The organism is Streptomyces sp. NPDC051018 (assembly GCF_044456085.1).
GTDB lineage: Bacteria > Actinomycetota > Actinomycetes > Streptomycetales > Streptomycetaceae > Streptomyces.
The window spans coordinates 117,065-136,512 of record NZ_JBITFN010000006.1; the positions used below are offsets into that span (position 1 = coordinate 117,065).

Here is a 19,448-nt window from a genome sequence, read left to right on the forward strand (position 1 = left end):
ATTCCTATTTAGAGAGGAAAGTCGGCTCCCGGGGAGGTACGGAAGCCGGGCCCTCGGCGCGCCCCTGGGCCACCCGGGCCCGAAGCTCATCCCCCGAACCCCCGGGCCCGGGGCTCGTCCCACGGCCCACCCGGATCGCCGCCCGGCCCCCCTCACGGTCGACGAGGCCCTGCCCGTACGGGCAGGGCCTCGTCGCCTCAGACCGCCTCAGACGCCTCAGACCGCTTCAGGCCGCTTCAGACCGCTTCAGACCGCTTCAGACCCTCGCAGTCGCCTCCGGCAACCCCGCCCCGAGCAGTTCCGCCGCACGGTCCGTCGCCCGCTCGCGCTCCAGCATCCGCCGCAGCGGACCCTCCTCGGCGGCCAGTTCGGCGTACGGACCGCGCTGGACGGCCCGCCCGTCCTCCAGGACGACGACCTCGTCCACGGTGTCGAGCCCCCGCAGCCGGTGGGTGATCAGCACGGTGGCCGCTCCCCGGGCGGTACGCCCCTCGGTCGCCGCCAGCAGATCCGCCGTCAGCGCGTCGGCCGTCGCCAGATCGAGATGCTCGGCCGGCTCGTCGAGCACCAGGACCGGGAAGTCGGCGAGCAGCGCCCGCGCCAGGGCGAGCCGCTGCCGCTGGCCGCCGGAGAGCTGGGCCCCGTGCTCGCCGACGAGGGTGTCCAGGCCCTCCGGCAGCGCGTCGACCCACTCCAGCAGCCGGGCGTCCGCGAGCGCCCGGTGCAGTTCGCCGTCGGTGGCCTCCGTACGGGCGAGCCTGAGGTTCTCCCGCAGGGAGCTGTCGAAGAGGTGGGCGTCCTGGGCGCACAGCCCGACGAACTCCCGGACCGTGTCCCCCTCCAGTGTGTCCGCGGGCACCCCGCCGATCGTGTACGTCCCCTCCCCGGCGTCCAGGAAGCGGAGCAGCACCTGCGCGAGGGTGGTCTTGCCCGACCCCGATGTCCCCACGACGGCGATGCGCTTGCCCGCGGTGACCGTGAGGTCCAGCCCGGCGAGGGCGTCCCGGTCCTGGCCCGCGTACCGGGCCCGCAGCCCCCGGACGCGCAGGGGAAAGGCCGAAGCGGGCGCGGCGGCGGGCCGCTCCGGCTCGTGTACAGGCACGGGCGCGTCCAGCACCTCGTACACCCGCTCGGCGCTCCGCCTGACGCGCTGGCGGTACTGCACGGCGAGCGGCAGTCCGTTGACCGCTTCGAAGGCGGCGAGCGGGGTGAGCACCACGACGGCGAGGTTCACCCCGTCGAGCCGTCCGTCGCGTACCGCCTGCACTCCGGCGAGCGCGGCGAAGACGACCGTCAGTCCACAGGCGAGAGCCGAGAGGCCGGCGCCGACGGCGGTGGCGGCAGCGCCCCGAGAGGCGATCCGCGTCAACTGCCGGTCGGCGTCACGGGTGCCCACGAGCCGGTCCTTCAGGGCTCCGGCGACGGTCAGTTCGGCCGTTCCCCTCAACAGATCGACGGTACGGGTGGCGAGCGCGCCCCTGGCCGGGGCGAGCCGGTGTTCGGCGCGGCGCGCGACCATACCGCTGACCAGGGGTACGGCCAGCCCGGCGACCAGCAGCCCCACGGCGAGTACGGCAGCGGCCTCGGGCAGCAGCCAGGCGGTGAAGCCGACCGCCGCGAGGCTCACGACGAGGGCCGAGCCCGCGGGCAGCAGCCAGCGCACCCAGTAGTCCTGGAGGGCGTCCACATCGGTGACCAGACGGGAGAGGAGATCGCCGCGCCTGCTCTTGCGGAGTCCGGCCGGGGCGATGCGCTCCAGACGGCGGAAGACGGCGACCCGCAGTTCGGCGAGCATCCGCAGGACGGCGTCGTGGGAGACGAGCCGTTCGGCGTAACGGAACACGGCACGGCCGATGCCGAAGGCCCGCGTCGCCGTCACGGCCATCATCAGATAGAGCACGGGCGGCTGCTCGGAGGCGCGGGAGATCAGCCAGCCGGAGACGGCCATCAGTCCCACGGCGGACGCCAGTGCCAGGCTGCCCAGCAGCAGCGCGAGCCAGAACCGTCCCCGCTGCTTCTCGGCGGCCTTCCGCACCCGGGTGAGCACCGGGATCCTGTCCTCGGTGCCCCCGCCCTCGAACCGGTACCCGTTCCTCTGACCGTCCCGGTCGAGCCGGTTGTCCCTGTCGAGGTCCCGGTAGAGGTCCTCCCAGGCCTCCCCGTCCGCCCTGTTCCCCCTGCTCCCTCTGTTCGTTCTGTCCGGCGTTGCCTCCCCTTGCACCGTGGAGGGGACGGCCGGGGTGCGGACGGCGGTCCGTACCGGCTCCGGAGCCGGCGGCGTGGTCCGGGTGAGCGTGACCACCCGGTCCGCCACGGCCAGCAGGGCGGGACGGTGGACCACCAGCAGCACGGTCCGTCCGGCCGCCAGCCGCCGTACCGCCTCGACGATCCCTTCCTCCGTCTCCCCGTCCAGAGCCGCCGTCGGCTCGTCCAGCAGCAGCAGGGGCCGGTCGGCGAGGAAGGCCCGTGCGAGCGCGAGCCGCTGGCGTTGGCCCGCGGAGAGCCCGGCGCCGTCCTCACCGAGCACGGTGTCGGTGCCCCGGGGGAGCGCGGTCACGAAGTCGTACGCCCCGGCCTCCCGCAGCGCCGCCTCCACCGCCCGGTCGTCGGCGTCCGGCCGTGCCAGCCGTACGTTCTCGGCGACCGTTCCGGCGAAGAGGTACGGCCGCTGGGGGACCCAGGCGATCCGCTCCCTCCAGCGGTCCGGATCGAGGTCGGCGAGGTCGACTCCGCCGACGCGCACCGTGCCCTCGGCCGGTTCGGTGAAGCCGAGCACCACATTGAGGAGGGTGGATTTCCCGATGCCGCTGGGGCCGACCAGGGCGACGGTTTCCCCCGGTTCGACGACGAGCGAGGCGGCGTCCAGTGAGGGCTCGCCGCGCCCGTCGTGGCGCACGGTCACCCCGTCCAGCTCCAGGCGGGCGGCGGCGGGCACCGGCCTCGTACCGCCCGTGCGGGGCTCGTTCTCCAGGACCTCGAAGATCTCCTCGGCGGCGGCCAGACCCTCGGCAGCCGCGTGGTACTGCGTCCCCACCATCCGGATCGGCAGATAGGCCTCGGGCGCCAGGATCAGGATGACCAGACCGGTGTAGAGGTCCATATCGCCGTGGACCAGCCGCATTCCGATGGTGACGGCCACCAGCGCGACGGACAGCGTGGACAGCAGCTCCAGTGCGAAGGAGGAGATAAAGGCGATCCGCAGCGTACGCATGGTGGCACGCCGGTACTCCGAGGTGATGGTGCGGATCGACTCGGCCTGGGCCTTGGCCCGGCCGAAGACCTTCAGGGTCGGCAGCCCGGCGACCACATCGAGGAAGTGACCCGACAGCCGGGACAGCATCCGCCACTGGCGGTCCATCCGTGTCTGCGTGTACCAGCCGATCAGAATCATGAAGAGCGGGATCAGCGGCAGGGTCACCACGATGATCGCGGCGGAGACCCAGTCCTCGGTGACCACCCGTGCCAGTACCGCCACCGGCACGACCACCGCGAGACCGAGCTGGGGCAGATAGCGCGAGAAGTAGTCGTCGAGCGCGTCGATTCCCCTGGTGGCACCGGCGACAAGGGAGCCGGTACGCCGGCCGCTCAGCCAGCCGGGGCCCAGGGCGGCGGCATGAGCCAGCAACCGTCCCCGCAGCTCCGACTTGACTGCGGCACTCGCGCGATGAGCGGCGAGTTCGGTCAGCCAGGAGACCACGGCCCGGCCGGCGGCGACCGCCGCCAGCAGGACCAGCGGGGTCACCAGGTCCGACGCGGAGAAGCCCTTCTCGAAGGCTCCCACCACCACTTCGGCGATCAGCATCGCCTGGGCGACGACCAGCGCCGCCCCGGCCAGGCCGAGCAGCACTACCGCGATCAGGAAGCGGCGGGTGGTCCGGGCGTACCGGAGCAGACGCGGGTCGATCGGTTTCACGTGAAACATCCCCTGTAGCTGATGGGACGGCTGATGGGTCCGGGCATCTCCACGGCCGGTCTCAGCGACCGGGCCCGGGCGGTCTCGGCCAACGGCCCGGACGGGCTCGACAACCTCACAGGGCGATACACCTAGTGCGCATCGGCGATGTGCTGCGTACCGATGCGCTTACGGAACACCCAGTACGTCCACCCCTGGTAGAGCATCACCAGCGGTGTGGCGATACCGGCGCACCAGGTCATGATCTTCAGGGTGTACGGAGTGGAGGAGGCATTGGTGACCGTGAGGCTCCACGCCTCATTGAGCGACGACGGCATGACGTTCGGGAACAGCGTCAGGAACAGCATCGCGACCGCGGCCACGATCGTCACACCCGAGAAGCCGAACGACCATCCCTCGCGTCCCGCCAGGTTCGTTCCGATCGCGGCCACCAGCGCCGCCACCGCCACGATCATGGCGATCAGGCTGCCGCCGTCTCCTCGCGAGACCTGGGTCCAGATCAGGAAGCCGAGGGCGAGTACGGCGGTGAGCAGACCCAGCTTCGTGGCGAGCGCGCGGGCGCGGACCCTGATGTCCCCCAGCGTCTTCAGCGCGACGAACACCGCGCCGTGGAAGGTGAAGAGCGTCAGGGTCACCAGTCCGCCGAGCAGCGAGTACGCGTTGAGCAGGTCGAAGACATTGCCGACGTACTCCTTGTCCGCATTGATCTTCACCCCGCGCACGATGTTGCCGAAGGCCACACCCCACAGGAAGGCCGGGATCAGCGAGGACCAGAAGATGGCGTGCTCCCAGTTGGTCTGCCAGCGCTCCTCCTCCCGCTTGTGCCGGTACTCGAAGGACACTCCCCGCACGATCAGACAGAACAGAATGATCAGCAGCGGCAGATAGAAGCCGGAGAAGAGAGTCGCGTACCAGTCCGGGAAGGCGGCGAAGGTCGCACCGCCCGCGGACAGCAGCCATACCTCGTTGCCGTCCCAGACGGGCCCGATGGTGTTGATCAGGACGCGCCGCTCCTTGCGGTCGCGGGCGAGCAGTTTGGTCAGAACACCGACACCGAAGTCGAACCCTTCGAGGAAGAAGTAGCCGATCCACAGGACGGCGATGAGTACAAACCAGACGTTGTGAAGTTCCATGCCTCAGCAGCTCCTCGGGGCCTCAGTAGGAGAAGGCCATCGGCCGGTCGGCGTCGTCGTCATGACCGCCGATCCTGGTGGGCGGATTGAGGTCGGCCTCCGTGAGCTCCGGGGGCCCTGCCTTGACGTACTTCACCAGCAGCTTGACCTCGATCACGGCGAGCACCGCGTAGAGCAGGGTGAAGGCGATCATCGAGGTGAGCACCGCGCCCTGGGAGACACCGGGGGAGACCGCGTCCTCGGTGCGGAGCACTCCGTACACGACCCAGGGCTGACGGCCCATCTCGGTGAAGATCCAGCCCCAGGATGTGGCGATCAGCGGGAAGGTGATGGTCCAGAGCGCGATGTTCCAGTACCACCTGCTGAGGCGGGGGCCCAGCGCCTTCTTGCGGAAGAGCACCAGATTCGGCACATCGTCCTCACCGGTCCGCAGCGCCGGTGGCAGCAGGAACCTCTTGCGGGTGAGCCAGAGGCCGATCACTCCGACGGCCACGGACGCCATACCGAAGCCGATCATCCAGCGGAAGCCCCAGTAGGCGACGGCGATATTGGGCCGGTAGTCACCGGGCCCGAACTTCTCCTGCTCGGCCTTGTTGACGTCGTTGATCCCGGGCACGTACGACTCGAAGTCGCCCTTGGCCAGGAACGACAGCAGGCCCGGAATCTCCACGGCGACCTTGTTGTGGCCCTTGTCGACGTCCCCGTAGGCGAAGAGCGAGAAGGGGGCCGGCGCCTCGCCGTCCCACAGCGCCTCGGCGGCGGCCATCTTCATGGGCTGCTGCCGGTACATGACCTTTCCGAGGACATCACCGCTGATGGCGGTGAACACTCCGGCGACGATCAGGGTGACCAGTCCGAGCCGCAGCGAGGTCCGCATCACGGGGATGTGCTTCTTGCGGGCCAGGTGGTACGCGGCGATGCCGACGAGGAACGCGCCGCCGACGACGAAGGCGGCGGTGATGGTGTGGAAGAACTGCGCGAGGGCGGTGTCCTGGGTCAGAACGCGCCAGAAGTCGGTCAGCTCGGCCCGTCCCCGCTCCTCGTTGATCCGGTAGCCCACCGGGTGCTGCATCCAGGAGTTGGCGGCCAGGATGAAGAACGCGGAGAAGATGGTGCCGATCGAGACCATCCAGATACAGGCCAGATGGATCTTCTTCGGCAGCTTGTCCCAGCCGAAGATCCACAGACCGATGAAGGTGGACTCGAAGAAGAACGCGATCAGCGCTTCGAAGGCGAGCGGAGCGCCGAAGATGTCACCGACGAAGCGGGAGTAGTCGGACCAGTTCATGCCGAACTGGAACTCCTGCACGATGCCGGTGACGACACCCATGGCGATATTGATCAGGAACAGCTTGCCCCAGAACTTCGTCGCCTTCAGATACTTCTCCTTGCCCGTCCGGACCCAGGCGGTCTGGAGGCCCGCGGTGAGCGCGGCGAGGGAGATCGTCAGGGGGACGAAGAGGAAGTGGTAGACGGTGGTGATGCCGAACTGCCATCGCGCCAAAGTCTCCGGCGCCAGAGCCAAGTCCACGTCATCTCCTTACATCGACGAGGTCGTGCGGCAGTTTGCCTGACATGTCCGCTCTTCAGCGGAACCAAAAGGACACGCTTGTGAACGCGTTCACATTCACAAGCATTATGGCTCATACGAAATCCACACTGATGACCGGGGGGTACCTCTTGACGTCTACGTCCGGATACGGGTAGGGCCGACCGCCTCGGTCACCCCGGTCCGGCACCCGGGCGCCACCACGGTGATACGGGCTCACGGGCCGACCGGGCGCCCGCCGACCGGCTCCTCAGGGGCCCCGGGCAGGCTGCGGGCAGCCGTACCGGCGAAGGAGCCCGCCGGACGATCGCGGATTCCGCCGGACGGTGGGCGGGCCGGGGCGGCCGAGCACAGGAGGCGGGTCATCCGGGCGGCCCGGGCCGGAACGCCGTGCGGTTGTCTGAGCACCGGAGTCCCATCGGCCCCGTCAGCACCTTCGCCCCCTTCGCCCACCCCAGTCGCCCCCGGGGGCCGTGCGGACGCCGGACCCGCTCCCGGCCGGCCTTCGCGGCGCGCCGCCCCGGGGGCGGAAACGGGTCCGGCCCGGACCCCCACCGGGATCCGGGCCGGACGGCACCGGGCTCATACGGCCCGCGTACTCCGGGGGCGGCCGCACCGCTCCCCCGCGGCCGCTACATCGCCTTGAGGAACGCGTCCGCCGTGTGCAGAAGCAGATCATTGGCCTCGGTCTCACCGATCGTGATCCGCACCCCCTCGCCCGGGAACGGCCGCACCACGACACCCGCCTTCTCACAGACCGCCGCGAAATCGGCCGTACGCTCCCCGAGCCGCAGCCAGACGAAGTTCGCCTGGGTCTCCGGCACGCTCCAGCCCTGCTTGACCAGGCCCTCGTACACTCGCGCCCGCTCCCCGACCAGCGCGCCGACCCGGCCGAGCAGCTCGTCCTCGGCGCGCAGGGATGCCACCGCCGCGTCCTGCGCGAGCTGTGTCACACCGAAGGGCACCGCGGTCTTCCGCAGCGCGGCGGCCACGGGCTCGTGCGCGATCGCAAAACCGACCCGCAGCCCGGCGAGGCCGTACGCCTTGGAGAAGGTCCGCAGCACGGCCACGTTCGGGCGCTCGCGGTAGATCTCCACGCCGTCCGGTACCTCCGGGTCCCGGATGAACTCGCGGTACGCCTCGTCCAGCACCACCAGGACATCGGAGGGCACCCGGTCGAGGAATCGTTCCAGCTCGGCCCGGCGCACCACCGTGCCGGTCGGATTGTTGGGGTTGCAGACGAAGATCAGCCGGGTCCTGTCGGTGACCGCGTCCGCCATCGCGTCCAGATCGTGCACCTCACCGGCGGTCAGCGGCACCTGCACCGGGGTCGCACCGCTGATCCGGGTGATGATCGGGTACGCCTCGAAGGACCGCCACGCGTAGACGACCTCGTCCCCCGGGCCCGAGGTGGACTGGAGCAGCTGCTGGGCGACGCCCACCGAACCCGTACCGGTCGCCAGATGGGTGACCGGCACCCCGAAACGGTCCGCCAGCTCGTTCATCAGGCCCGTGCAGGCCATGTCGGGGTAGCGGTTGAACGCCTGCGCCGCGGCGACCACCCGCTCCATCACACCGGGCAGCGGCGGATAGGGGTTCTCGTTGGACGACAGTTTGTACGCGACGGGGCCGTCGGCAGCCGCGGCCTTGCCGGGCTTGTAGGTGGGCACACCGTCCAGCTCGGCGCGCAGCTTCGGGCTCGTCTCACTCACCGCAGATCCTCCTCGACCGTCCGTACATCCGGGAGCGGAGGCTCCGGGCGGGATGCCCTGAGCCGGCGCCTTCCGAACCAACACCGCGGAAACCAATACTCCTCACCTTATGAGGATTCCCGCCCTCTGCGTATGGCCCCTGGGCGGGGAACCTGCGCGGACCGTGCGCCACCCCGCCCCGGACGGCCCGCGGAACCCGCCCCGGACACCCCACAGGGCCCGGGCCGGACAGGTCGCGGCCCCCGGCGCAGGGGTCCCGGGGCCTCAACCGGACGGGCCGGATCCAGGGGGGAGCGCTCGCCGCCCTGGCGCACGCCGGTGGCTCGCTCCGTGGCGCGCGTCCCCCGTGAAGGTGAGTTGAGACCTCTTCGAAACATCGACCGTTCGGCAGGTCGATACGACCGCACACCCCAGGCGCAGCAAGTTACATGGTCAAGTCCCTTAATTTCCAAGGAAGTTCATGCCTTATGATCATGCAGAATCGTGCCTGTCAACGAGTGAATATGCGACCGGCCCAACCACCCGCGCGCGCCCTAATATCGGCTCGCCATGACAGCAGCAGGGAAGCACCAGGTGAGCCGGACGGACACATCCCGCCGGGGAAGCCGGCAAGGTCGGGCAGGCATCCGAGACGTCGCCGCCGCAGCCGGAGTCTCCATCACGACTGTCTCTGACGCGCTCAACGGGAAGGGCCGGCTCCCGGACGCCACCCGCAGACATGTCCGCGAGGTCGCGGACCGGTTGGGCTACCGCCCGTCCGCCGCGGCCCGAACCCTCCGTACCGGCAAGTCGGGCCTCATCGGTCTGACCGTGACGACCTACGGGGATGAACCTTTCACCTTCACGGAGTTCGCCTATTTCGCCGAGATGGCGCGAGCCGCGACCTCCGCGGCGCTCGCCCGCGGGTACGCCCTGGTGATCCTCCCCGCGACCTCACGCCATGACGTCTGGTCGAACGTCGCACTGGACGGCACGGTCGTCATCGACCCCTCCGACCACGATCCGGTCGTCACCGAACTCGTCAGACAGGGCCTGCCCGTCGTCTCCGACGGCCGCCCGGCCGGGACCCTCCCGGTCACCGCCTGGGTCGACAACGACCACGAAGCCGCCGTACTCGATCTGCTCGACCATCTCGCCGACGCCGGTGCCCGCAGAATCGGACTCCTCACCGGCACCACCACCGACACCTATACGCGTCTGTCCACGACCGCCTACCTCAGCTGGTGCGAGCGCGTCGGCCAGGACCCCGTCTACGAGTCCTACCCCGCCCACGACCCCTGCGCGGGCGCCGTCGCCGCCGACCGGCTGCTGGCCCGCCCGGACCGGCCGGACGCCGTCTACGGTCTCTTCGACCCCAACGGCACCGACCTCCTCGCCGCCGCCCGCCGCTACGGGCTGCGCGTCCCCGACGACCTGCTCCTGGTCTGCTGCAGCGAGTCGACCGTCTACGCCACGACCGAACCGCCCATCACGACGCTCTCGCTCAAGCCGCGGAGGATCGGCACGGCGGTCGTCCAGCTCCTCATCGACGCGATCGAGGGAATCGACCAGGACCGGCCGGTCGAGCAGGTGATACCGACGGAGCTGATCGTCCGGACGTCCTCACAGCGCCGCTCCCCGCGGACGACTGTGAGCGCACCGCGCTCTCCGTCGCCGGACTAGAAACCCTCAATAGGGCCCTATTCGGGCGAATCAACCGACGTGTCAGGGGTGCGGATGGATTCACCACCCCTGGTGCGTCACAGAGCGCGGGCCTCATTCCTATGATGGGCGCACGACACCGCGGACCACCCCGACCAGGCTGGGCCGAGAGGTGAACGGCGGCGCGACGGTGGTGGAGGGGTCGATGACTCAGGGGGCCGGTCAGGGACCCGTGGTGCGGACGGCGACATTGCGCGATTTCCGCGTTCCGCCGTACGCGCAGATGCCGGTGCGATCCGAGACGGCCCGGGATCCCCACGATCACCAGCACTCCCCGGCAGCCCGGGGATCCGGCGGTCCCGCCCGGGGTTCCGACGGGCCGACGCCCCCTCAGCAGACACCGGGGGCACCCGGGCACCGGACGCCCCCGGTGGACCCCCGCCGGGCACACCCGCCCCACCAGAAGCCTTCCCCCGGGAACGACGCGCCCGGGGAGCAGCGACCCCCGGCGCCCCACGACACCCAGGCGCCTCCTCCGCCTCCCCAGCCGCCGAGCGCTCCCTCCGGCCACCCCGGCAACGCCGTCCCGGCGGACGAGATGCCCGAGGGTTACACCCCCACCGAGCGCGATCTGCCGGTGATCCGCAGGGGCGGCTCCGGTGACACGGTCCGGCCCCAGGCCGACCCCGACGAGGCACCGGCTCCCGAGGGTCTCGGCCCGCTCTATGTGGTCGGCGATGTCCACGGCTATCTCGACGAACTGCTCGCGGCCCTCACCGCACAGGGCCTGATCGACGCCGCCGGCAGCTGGGCGGCGGGCCATGCCCGTCTGTGGTTCCTCGGCGACTTCACCGACCGGGGCCCCGACGGCATCGGGGTCATCGATCTGGTCATGCGGCTCTCCGCGGAGGCCGCCGCGGCCGGCGGCTACTGCAAGGCCCTGATGGGCAATCACGAACTGCTGCTGCTCGGCGCCAAACGGTTCGCCGACACACCGGTGAACTCCGGTGCCGGAACGGCCACTTTCCAGGCCGCCTGGCTGCTCAACGGCGGTCAGAAGGCCGATATGGACCGGCTCCAGGACGTTCATCTTCAGTGGATGTCCCGCCTCGACGCGATGGTCGAGGAGGACGGGCATCTGCTGATGCACTCCGACACCACGGCGTATCTGGAGTACGGCTCCACCGTCGAGGACGTGAACGAGAGCGTCCACGAGATCCTGACCCGCAATGACGCCGACGAGTGCTGGGACCTGTTCCGCAAACTGACCAAACGCTTCGCCTTCCGCGACGAGGCGGGCCCCCAGGCCGTGCGTGAGCTGCTCTCCACCTATGGCGGCCGCCGGGTCGTCCACGGCCACAGCCCCATTCCGTATCTGCTCGGCGAGGTCGGCACGGAGGACGGCGAGGACGGGGAGCGCCCGGTCGTCGAGGGCCCGCACGTCTACGCGGACGGGCTGGCCATCGCCATGGACGGCGGTGTGACCATGGCCGGAAAACTCCTTGTCGTCCAGCTTCCGCTGCCCGGCTGAGCCAAGCGTCGCAAGCGATTTATCGAAACCCCCTGTCACCCCGTGCCGTACCGGCTCTACCATCGGCTTATCCGTAGCAGGCTCTCCTCCGTTTGCGGCCGGCCGATCCGTCGTAGCACGGATGATCCGGCCCTACGGAGCATCGGGGGATGCACATGAACAGCGCTCCGCACCTGCTGGCCGAGGACCGCGCCGAGTTCGAGCGCGTCCTCGACGACGCGCTGCGTCACGCGCACGAACGGCCCGAACTCGCCGCCATCGGCCAGCGACTGAACGCCACTCAACTGCGCACCATGGCCCTGAACGCGACGGCGCTGATCAGCACCGCCGCTTCGGCCGAGTACGAGCACTACCGGAAGATCCGCGAGGAGGCACGCGCGCCCGCGGTCACGGCGGGCGGACAGGGTTCCGCCCCGGACGCCGCGTGGTCCGACGGCAACGGCGCCGGGTTCGCGGCCGTCATAGCCGTCCTCGCGCCCGTGCTGGCCGCGACGGCGGCGGTGATATTCCTGCTCGCCGGCTACCTCCTGAAGATGCTCGACCCCACACCCTCCTTCGCGACGCCCCTGGTCTCCGCGGGCTGGTTCTTCGCGGCGCTGACGGCGGCGGCCATCCTGGTCGCCGCGGTCGGGCTCCTGCTCACCGCGCTGCGCAACGGCGCGACGCAGGTACCCGCCGAGGAGCTGACGGGTGAGCTGCCCGACGAGGTGGCGCGGGCCAAAGACGCCTGGCGGCACGCCCTGCTGGAACGCGGGATCCTGCCGTTCCTCCAGGCCTCGCTGGCGGATCCGAGCGCGGATCCCACGTCCACCGCGCCGCCGCGCCATGTGAGCCGTATCCCGAAGGTGGGCTACAGCGGACCGGAGTACTCCAGTCCGAGCGAGGGCTCGACCTCCGGGCAGCGGCCCACATTCACCAGTCCCGACTTCACCAGCCCGGACTTCGGCGGGCCCGAGCACCAGCCGGAGTGACCTCCTCCGTACGGGCCGGGGCCGACGTACCCGCTGACGGCACGGTTCCTGCCCCGGGCCGTGCACATGGGCAGGTCCGGGCCGCACACGGCCGGCGGTCCGGCCGCCCGGGTTCACAGGATGCCGGCCTGCCTCGCGGCGGTGATCCAGCGGGGGAACTCGGAGAGCAGCCGGTCGTACAGTTCCGGGTCGGGGACGAGCGCGATGTCGTCGACGGCGAAGAAACCCGCGTTGTCGACACGGCGGCCCGGCATACGGTCGAACCGCTCCAGCACCCCGTACGGCGCTCGTCCGAGGCCCACGAACTGCCAGAAGACCGGTTCCTCGGACGCCTCCTTCAGCTCCTGCTCGATCTCGGCGTTCCGGTACACACCTCCGTCGGAGAAGAACAGCACCAGGGTGGGCGCGGGCACCGGGTTCTCCCGGACGAAGGTCCGGATCTCGGCGATGACCTTCTGTTCCTCGTTCTGGACGCCGACCGTCCGCATGTCCACCTGACCGGGCCGTAGGGGGGCGTCGATCTGCTTGTCGGTCCCGAGACGGCGTTTCAGCCACTCGGGCAGCTCCCCGGGACCCGCCTTGCCGATCCGGACATGGAGTGCGAGCCACTCGGGCAGATCCCCCGGACTCACGTCCGGCAACCGTGCGGGATTCGTCGCGAAGGTCCATGCCTGCATCTGTCCGTCGTCGTCGAGCTGCGCGGCCACGGCCGCCATCCGTTCCACCACATCGGCCACGACCCCCGTGGAGTACAGGGAGGACATGGAGCCGGACGCGTCCAGCACCAGGACGACCCGTGCGGTGAGGCCGGCCGCGCTGTGTTTGCGCAGGCTGACGGACACCTGCTCCTTGCGCAGGGACAGCCGCTCGCGCATCTCGGTGGGCAGCTGCTCCTCCCCCTTGACGAGCCTCGGGGCGGGCGCGGCCGGGGCGGCGGGCACCTGGTCCGGTGAAGCCGCCAGCGGAGCAGCCCGAGCAGCCCGAGCTGCCGGAGCCGGGGAAGCGGGGGCCGGGGGAGCCGGGGCGGAGGCGGCGGCGGGCGGCTCCTGGGGGGCCGGTAGGAACGGACCAGAGAACCGGTGTTGCTGTCAGAAGTTTTGACAGCGTGTGATCGGGGCCGCCAGGGTGTGGGGGTGAGCGATGACCCGAGGATCGGTTTCCTGAAGGCCGACGTGGCCAGGTTCTGCGATGGCCTTGCCGAGTTGGCTCCCGCGATCCGGCTCCGGCTGGTGGTTCAGCTGCGGGAGGCGCTGGACGAGGTGACGGACGCGGCGTTGGACGAGGGGATGGCGGCGGCGAAGGCGGAGGGCTGGGGGCTGCGGCAGATCGGCAGTCAGACGGGCCTGTCGCACGAGAAGGTCCGTTACCGGCTCGCCCAGGCGGCGGGCGAGCCGGATGGGGTGGCCTAGACCGGGGTGCTGGTGTCGGCGGGCTTGCGGGTGGCGCGGAGCTGACCGCCGTGGACTTCGGCGGGCAGCGCGAAGCTGTAGCGGCCGTGGAAGTTGATGTGGGCGAACATCAGCGGCGAGAGGCGGGCGACGTCCTCGTCGCGGACGTGGATTCCTTCGGCGCGCATCTCGGCGATGATCTGCTGCAAGTAGACCGTGTTCCACAGGATCACGATGTTGAGCATCAGTCCGAGTGCCCCCAACTGATCTTCTTGGCCCTCCCTGTATGCCTGCCTGAGCTCGCCCTTCTGGCCGTGGAAGATGCGGCGGGCGAGCTGGTGGCGGGACTCCTGTCGGTTGAGCTGGGTGTTGACGCGGCGCCTGAGCAGTTCGTCGGTGAAGTACGACGACAGGTAGGCGCTGCGGTCCAGACGCCCGAGTTCCATGACGGATTTGCCGGTGGGGGTGGGTTTGCCGCCGGGCGCGAGGACGCGCAGGGCTTCGGAGGCTTTGATGGTGCCGGAGTGCAGGGAGCCGGCCAGGCGGAGCATGTCGTCCCAGTAGGTGGTGATCTGCTTGAGGTTGATCTTGTCGCGGGTGAGGTCGTTGAGGCGGCCGTAGTCGGCGTCCGGGTCCGTGCGGTACAGGATGGCGCTGCCGGCGTCGGCCAGGCGCGGGGAGAACTGGTAGCCCATGAGCCTGAACAGGCCGAACACGATTTCCGAGGAGCCGTGGGTGTCCGAGGTGATTTCGACGGGCCGTAGCGGTGTCTCCTGTTCGAGGAGGCCGTCGAGGATGTAGAAGGAATCGCGCTGGGTGCCGGGGATGAGGATGCCGTGCAGGCCGCTGAACTGGTCCGAGAGGAAGTTGTAGAACGTCACCCCGCGCCGACGGGTGCCGAAGTATTTCGGGTTCGGTCCGGAGTTGAGGGTGCGGATCGGCGTGACGAAGCGCAGGCCGTCGGCGGAGGCGAGTTCACCGCCGCCCCATGCCTGCACCAGGGGCAGCCGCATGTGGTGGTCCACGAGCCGGGCGTTGGCGAGGCTGAGGGTCTGGGCGCGCAGGTAGTTCTGCTCGACCCAGAACAGCCGGTCGCGGGAGAGTGCGTCGACGCCGTCGTGGACGATCGGCTCCACGCCGACGTTGGTGGCCTCCGCGGTGAGTACGGCGGCCACGGACAGCGGCAGGTCGTCCATGCGGGAGCTGGCTTCGGAGACGTGGGTGAAGTCGGTCAGGAACGGGGTCCAGGAGTTGACCTCCAGCACCATCTCGGGCAGGTCGACGGCGGGCATCCGCTTCTCGACCTCCTTGTGGAGCTCGACCAGGGAGGCGGGCTCGTCCTGGCGGTCGAGGCCGGTGAGGATGATGCGGTCGCGGCCGCCCTGCTGCTCGATCCGTACGGCCGGGTTGGCGGCCAGGCCGTCGGCGAAGTCGCGGTGCGCCTTATCGAGCCGGTCGGTCCAGCCTTTGAGGATCTTGTCGGGTTTCTCATCGAGGTCGAGTTCTTCGCAGACCCGTGAGCGGGCCGCCTCCCATGCGTCGTCGTCCAGGAGCCGGGCGTTGGGGTCGCCCCACTTGCGCAGGCCGGGAACGTACACCTCGTGCCGGTGCAGCGCGGTGCGCAGGGCTTCGGTGCTGGCCACGATGAACGCCCGCTTCTCGACGCTGCCCACCGGCATCGGCGGGGGCGGGAAGACCAGGCGGCGCCACGCGGGGTTGAGGACCTTGGCCGGGACCTCCCAGGCTTGGATCGGGCGGCGGCGCCCCTTGAGGGACTTCACGAAGCGGAGCGCGTCCAGCACCGGCTCGCCCGCCGCGCTGGCCTCGAAGCTGAGTATGTCCGGCGCCGGCGTCTCGGCCGCGCTCGCCTCGATGGCGAACGTGGTGAGCAGGCCGGGCAGGAACCGGGCGATGGTGTTGTAGCGGGCCGCCAGCATCTGCTCGGAGCCGTCGTCGGGCTCCTGGGCGAGCTCCTTGACGACCTCGGCCGCGGCATGGAACGGGGCGACGTCGACCGCGTCGAGGGCCGCGCGGATGTCGCCGTCCGGGTCGGCAGCCACGCCGGACACCGTGAGCCAGGCCGTGCGCAGCAGGATGGCTGCGGCATCGAGGTCCTTGAGAGTTCGCAGCCGCTTCTTGGTCATCTTGGCGGCGGAGCTGCGGATGACGTCGCCCATCACCAGGTCGAAGACCTCGATCGCCTCATCGGCGGCGACCTGCGGCATCACCGAGGCGAACGCGACCAGGGTGGCCAGGCGCCGGTCGCCGCCGAGGTCGGCGACCGCCTGGGCGCGGGCGGCCTTCGCGAAGCGGACCAGCGCCTGGAGCCGTCCGGGCGGGATCGAGGACAGATCCCAGCTGCTGCCGCCCAGCGCGTTCAGCGACTCATAGCGCTGAAGGGCCTTGCCCACCCCGCGCGCGGAGATGTCCCGCGGGGAGCGGCGCATCCGGTCCAGCTCCGAGATCCGCTTCCCGGCGGGGACGACGACCAACTGCTGAAGCTGCGCGGCCTGCTCAGGCGTGGGGGCGTCCGCGAGGGTCGCCCACAGCCGCTTCTCCGCCCGCTCGCGGGTGCCGGAGACCAGCCGCTCCAGCACGGTCACCCCGGGCAGAACCACCTTCTTGTCCACCAGCCGCTTGGTAGCCAGGTCGAACAGCAGGGTCGGGCGCTCGGAGCCGATCCAGGCCCTCTGGTACAGCCAGCGGGCCAGCGTGAACCACTGGTCGAACTCGAACTTCGTGTAGCCGTACGCGGTGCGGATCTGTTCCTGATGGTCCCAGCGGTGTTCCATCGCGCCGTACCCGGCGAGGTCGCCGACCTGAAGGCCCAGTTGCTCGGCGACGTAGTCCACGACGACGGCCGGGACCTCCTCGGGGTTGTCGAGGAAGGTCCCCAGGTAGCGGACCGTGCCGAGCTGGAGCGCCCAGCCGAGCCGGTTTCTGGCGCCCTTGGCGGCCATCGCCCGGCGCCGCGCGGTCTTATCCATCAGGAAAGACCCGGCAAGCTGCCCCTCGTCGGGTTCCTCGGTGAAGCGACCGAAGCGCTTGCGCTGCTCCTCGCTCAGAAAGTTGGTGGGCACGCCCGCTCCCTCGGTCATCGACAGTCGCGCGCGATGATCGCAGCCAGAACCAGCAGGTCACCGAGGTTCGGTGATAACCCCACCCGCCCCTGAGGGACCTGGTAATGGTCCGATGCCGCACAGCAGTCGAACCCAACGGGCGACGCTGCTCGTTGAGCAGGGCATGGGACGAGCGCCAAGGGATCTGGGCTCGGCCTGGCGCTGAACGCCGTGGTGCTGTGTTATCTGGGGCACACCGAGTACATGGACCTGGCCGTCGGTGAACTCCGCGTCGGCGGCCGAGAGGTCGACGCCGAGGTTCTCGCGCACATCTCCCCGGCCCGAAGCTCTGCGGTCAACTACTACGGCTCGACCACCGTCGACTACGACCGCGAACTCGCCCAGCTCGACGAGAAGGGCCACCGGCCGCTGCGGACCGTGAACGTGGACGAGCCGGGAGCCGGGCTGTAGACGGCAGCTGGCTCCGGTGTCGCCCCGTACGGGGCGACACCGGAACGGTCAGCCGTACATCGCCACGCGGTAAAGAGCCGCAAGCGCGTCGTCGATGGGATGGGGCTGCGGCTTACCGGAGGAGTCGAGACTGTTCCACCTCTGCAGGTTCACCGCGACGGCCATCTGCCGCATCCCGTCGGCACGGGTCATGGCCAGCGCCCCACCACCCCAGACCGTGCCGCCATGACCCCAGAAGGTGCCCTGACCGGGACCCTCCATCGGGTGCAGGCCGAGGCCGTAGTCGATCGTCTTTCCCTCTTGGGAGATGACCGGGACGGAACGTTGCATCTGCGCCAGCGACGACGGGCTGACGATCTCTCCGGCCAGCAGCAGGCCGTAGAAGCGGTTGAGGTCCGCGACGGTCGATATCAGCGAGGCCGCCGGCCCCACCCATGACATGTCGTAGACGCTGTAGTCGCGCGGCGGGTCGATCATGCCGAACCACGCCTCGTAGAGCTGCGAGTGCGGCCCGTCGACGTACGGTCCGGCGGGGAGTTCGGTGTCCCGGAGCCCGGCGCGCTCGATGATGTTCCGGGCGATGTACTGCTCGGCCGTGGTGCCGGTCACCTGTTCCAGGAGTTCGCCGAGGAGCAGGTAGTTGGTGTTGGAGTACACCCCCGGTGCACCGCCCGGGGCGCCGACAGCAGGTGCGGTGACCCCTATCTCGATCAGTTCAGTGGGGTCGAACCGTGTGAACCGGTGGTCGTCCAGGCTCTGGGGCCCGGTGTCAGCGAGGGCAGGGAACGCCTTGAGGGAGGGGTAGGCGTAAGGGAGGTACTCGGCGAGGCCGCTGGTGTGGTTGATCAGCATCCGGACCGTGATCGCGTCACCGCGTTCTCCGGGAACCAGCTTCGGAAGGTACCGGCCGATCGGCGTGTCGAGACCGATCTGACCACTCTCGACCTGCTGCAGAACCGCTGCGGCGGTGAAGCTCTTGGTGATGCTGCCGACCCGGTGCCGCATGCCGGCGGCGACGGGGCGACCGTTGGCAACATCGGCGACTCCGGCAGCGCCGCGCCAGACCTCCTCGCCGTCACGCACCTCGGCGAACAGGCCCGGCATCCCGGCGTGGTGGACGTTTTCAATGGCGGCATCCAGCGCCGCGGGATCCAGTGAGTTCCTCACGACATGCGTCCTTTCGCATCGCTCGGGGCGGGCTCCGCATCGGTCGCCCGAGCCGGGTGACAGGGCACGCGTGGCACGTCGGCCCGCCTGCTGCCGGGTCGCTCGGCACGCTCATGACCTCATTATGCACGCGGTGCGTGCAACGCCATGCGCATGAGTTAGACTGAGTCCGACGAGAGGGGTGAAATGGCAGGTCGAAGGCGTTGGTCGACCGAGGAAATCCTGGATGCGGCAGCGGAGCTGCTGCGCACGAGCGACACAGAATCGTTCAGCGTGCGCAAGCTCGCCGCGACTCTCGGGACCGATTCCTCCAGCCTCTACCGGCACTTCCGCAGCAAGACCGAACTGCTACGCGCGGTCGCCGACCGGATCCTCCTGGCTTCCATGGACGGCTACCGCGCCGAGGGCGACTGGAAGCAGCGCATCACCGCCCTGGCCCTGCGCGTGAGGGGAGCGTTCGGCCAGCAGCCCCAGCTCGCCGCGATCTGGGGACGCTACGCGTCGGGCGGCGCAGGTTCCCGGCTGGTCATGGAAGAGATACTGCAGGCCCTGCGCGCATCGGGACTGCCCGACGAGGAGATCCCGGCACGCTACCACCGGCTCGCGGTCCTCATCGCCGCGCTGATCGCCTCCGAGGCCGGAGTCAGCACCATCACCCCGGAAGAGTACGAACAGGGTATGGAGCTGTTCCGCGTCGCGGTACTCGGCGCCGACCCCGAACGCTTCCCCACCCTGGCCCACTTCGCCCGCGACGTCCGCCCCCTCGGGGTGGATCGCCGCGCCGCGTTCGATGAGATCCTCGCCGCCCAACTGGCCCACATCGAAGCCGCAACCTGCCCGAGCTAAGTCGACCGGCTCGGGAGTGTCGGCAAACGATCGAATGAAGACAGGCGCGGCGGGCGTCCAATGAACC

The 19,448-nt window shown here is 69.9% G+C and carries 12 protein-coding genes and 1 pseudogene; 6 read left to right on the forward strand and 7 right to left on the reverse strand.

Annotation, left to right across the window (positions count from 1 at the left end):
- Positions 1–256: 256 nt before the first annotated feature.
- The 4 genes from cydD to hisC all read right to left on the reverse strand — a co-directional run bounded on the left by cydD (position 257) and on the right by hisC (position 8,307).
- Positions 257–3,922 carry a thiol reductant ABC exporter subunit CydD gene (gene cydD / locus ACIBCM_RS12840; protein WP_399242301.1) on the reverse strand — a complete coding sequence of 1,222 codons (3,666 nt, stop codon included), beginning with the start codon at positions 3,920–3,922 and terminating at the stop codon, positions 257–259.
- 122 nt (positions 3,923–4,044) lie between these two features.
- Positions 4,045–5,046 (reverse strand): cytochrome d ubiquinol oxidase subunit II, encoded by a 1,002-nt coding sequence (gene cydB / locus ACIBCM_RS12845; protein ID WP_399242303.1) that lies wholly within the window; start codon positions 5,044–5,046, stop codon positions 4,045–4,047.
- A gap of 22 nt (positions 5,047–5,068) precedes the next feature.
- Positions 5,069–6,577: a cytochrome ubiquinol oxidase subunit I gene (locus tag ACIBCM_RS12850; protein ID WP_399242305.1), complete on the reverse strand. Its 1,509-nt coding sequence runs from the start codon at positions 6,575–6,577 to the stop codon at positions 5,069–5,071.
- Between the two features lie 650 nt (positions 6,578–7,227).
- Positions 7,228–8,307: a histidinol-phosphate transaminase gene (hisC, locus tag ACIBCM_RS12855; RefSeq protein ID WP_399242307.1), complete on the reverse strand. Its 1,080-nt coding sequence runs from the start codon at positions 8,305–8,307 to the stop codon at positions 7,228–7,230.
- A 549-nt stretch (positions 8,308–8,856) separates the two neighbouring features.
- On the opposite strand from hisC, the gene ACIBCM_RS12860 reads away from it, so the two are divergent.
- The 3 genes from ACIBCM_RS12860 (at position 8,857) to ACIBCM_RS12870 (ending at position 12,450) form a co-directional block, all read left to right on the forward strand.
- Positions 8,857–9,969 (forward strand): LacI family DNA-binding transcriptional regulator, encoded by a 1,113-nt coding sequence (locus ACIBCM_RS12860; RefSeq protein WP_399242309.1) that lies wholly within the window; start codon positions 8,857–8,859, stop codon positions 9,967–9,969.
- 184 nt (positions 9,970–10,153) lie between these two features.
- Complete coding sequence (locus tag ACIBCM_RS12865) at positions 10,154–11,479, forward strand: metallophosphoesterase (protein WP_399242310.1); 1,326 nt, start codon at positions 10,154–10,156, stop codon at positions 11,477–11,479.
- 149 nt (positions 11,480–11,628) lie between these two features.
- Entirely contained in the window at positions 11,629–12,450 is an 822-nt protein-coding gene (locus ACIBCM_RS12870) for a hypothetical protein (RefSeq protein ID WP_399242312.1), read from the forward strand.
- 113 nt (positions 12,451–12,563) lie between these two features.
- Here the strand turns inward: ACIBCM_RS12870 and ACIBCM_RS12875 are convergent.
- Positions 12,564–13,505, reverse strand: a pseudogene (locus ACIBCM_RS12875) (vWA domain-containing protein); the annotation flags it as partial.
- Between the two features lie 78 nt (positions 13,506–13,583).
- On the opposite strand from ACIBCM_RS12875, the gene ACIBCM_RS12880 reads away from it, so the two are divergent.
- Positions 13,584–13,859: a hypothetical protein gene (locus ACIBCM_RS12880; protein ID WP_399242314.1), complete on the forward strand. Its 276-nt coding sequence runs from the start codon at positions 13,584–13,586 to the stop codon at positions 13,857–13,859.
- Here ACIBCM_RS12880 and ACIBCM_RS12885 read toward each other — a convergent pair.
- On the reverse strand, positions 13,856–16,918 hold the full coding sequence (locus tag ACIBCM_RS12885; protein WP_399242316.1) for a Tn3 family transposase: 3,063 nt from the start codon (positions 16,916–16,918) through the stop codon (positions 13,856–13,858). The two genes, ACIBCM_RS12880 and ACIBCM_RS12885, sit on opposite strands and share 4 nt — an antisense overlap.
- A gap of 210 nt (positions 16,919–17,128) precedes the next feature.
- Between ACIBCM_RS12885 and ACIBCM_RS12890 the strand changes: the two genes are divergently transcribed.
- Positions 17,129–17,368 (forward strand): hypothetical protein, encoded by a 240-nt coding sequence (locus ACIBCM_RS12890; RefSeq protein WP_399242318.1) that lies wholly within the window; start codon positions 17,129–17,131, stop codon positions 17,366–17,368.
- Positions 17,369–17,416: 48 nt separating this feature from the next.
- On the opposite strand, the gene ACIBCM_RS12895 is transcribed toward ACIBCM_RS12890, so the two are convergent.
- Complete coding sequence (locus ACIBCM_RS12895; protein WP_399242320.1) at positions 17,417–18,535, reverse strand: serine hydrolase domain-containing protein; 1,119 nt, start codon at positions 18,533–18,535, stop codon at positions 17,417–17,419.
- Between the two features lie 186 nt (positions 18,536–18,721).
- Between ACIBCM_RS12895 and ACIBCM_RS12900 the strand changes: the two genes are divergently transcribed.
- A complete protein-coding gene (locus ACIBCM_RS12900) occupies positions 18,722–19,381 on the forward strand; it encodes a TetR/AcrR family transcriptional regulator (protein WP_399242322.1) in 660 nt (219 codons plus the stop codon).
- Positions 19,382–19,448 lie beyond the last annotated feature (67 nt).

Bases quoted from the DNA above. Each gene is read 5' to 3' on its own strand.
- ACIBCM_RS12865 (WP_399242310.1), top strand. From the start codon at position 10,154: ATGACTCAGGGGGCCGGTCAGGGACCCGTGGTGCGGACGGCGACATTG.
- ACIBCM_RS12860 (WP_399242309.1), top strand. From the start codon at position 8,857: ATGACAGCAGCAGGGAAGCACCAGGTGAGCCGGACGGACACATCCCGC.
- ACIBCM_RS12870 (WP_399242312.1), top strand. From the start codon at position 11,629: ATGCACATGAACAGCGCTCCGCACCTGCTGGCCGAGGACCGCGCCGAG.
- cydD (WP_399242301.1), bottom strand. From the start codon at position 3,922: ATGTTTCACGTGAAACCGATCGACCCGCGTCTGCTCCGGTACGCCCGG.
- cydB (WP_399242303.1), bottom strand. From the start codon at position 5,046: ATGGAACTTCACAACGTCTGGTTTGTACTCATCGCCGTCCTGTGGATC.
- ACIBCM_RS12900 (WP_399242322.1), top strand. From the start codon at position 18,722: ATGGCAGGTCGAAGGCGTTGGTCGACCGAGGAAATCCTGGATGCGGCA.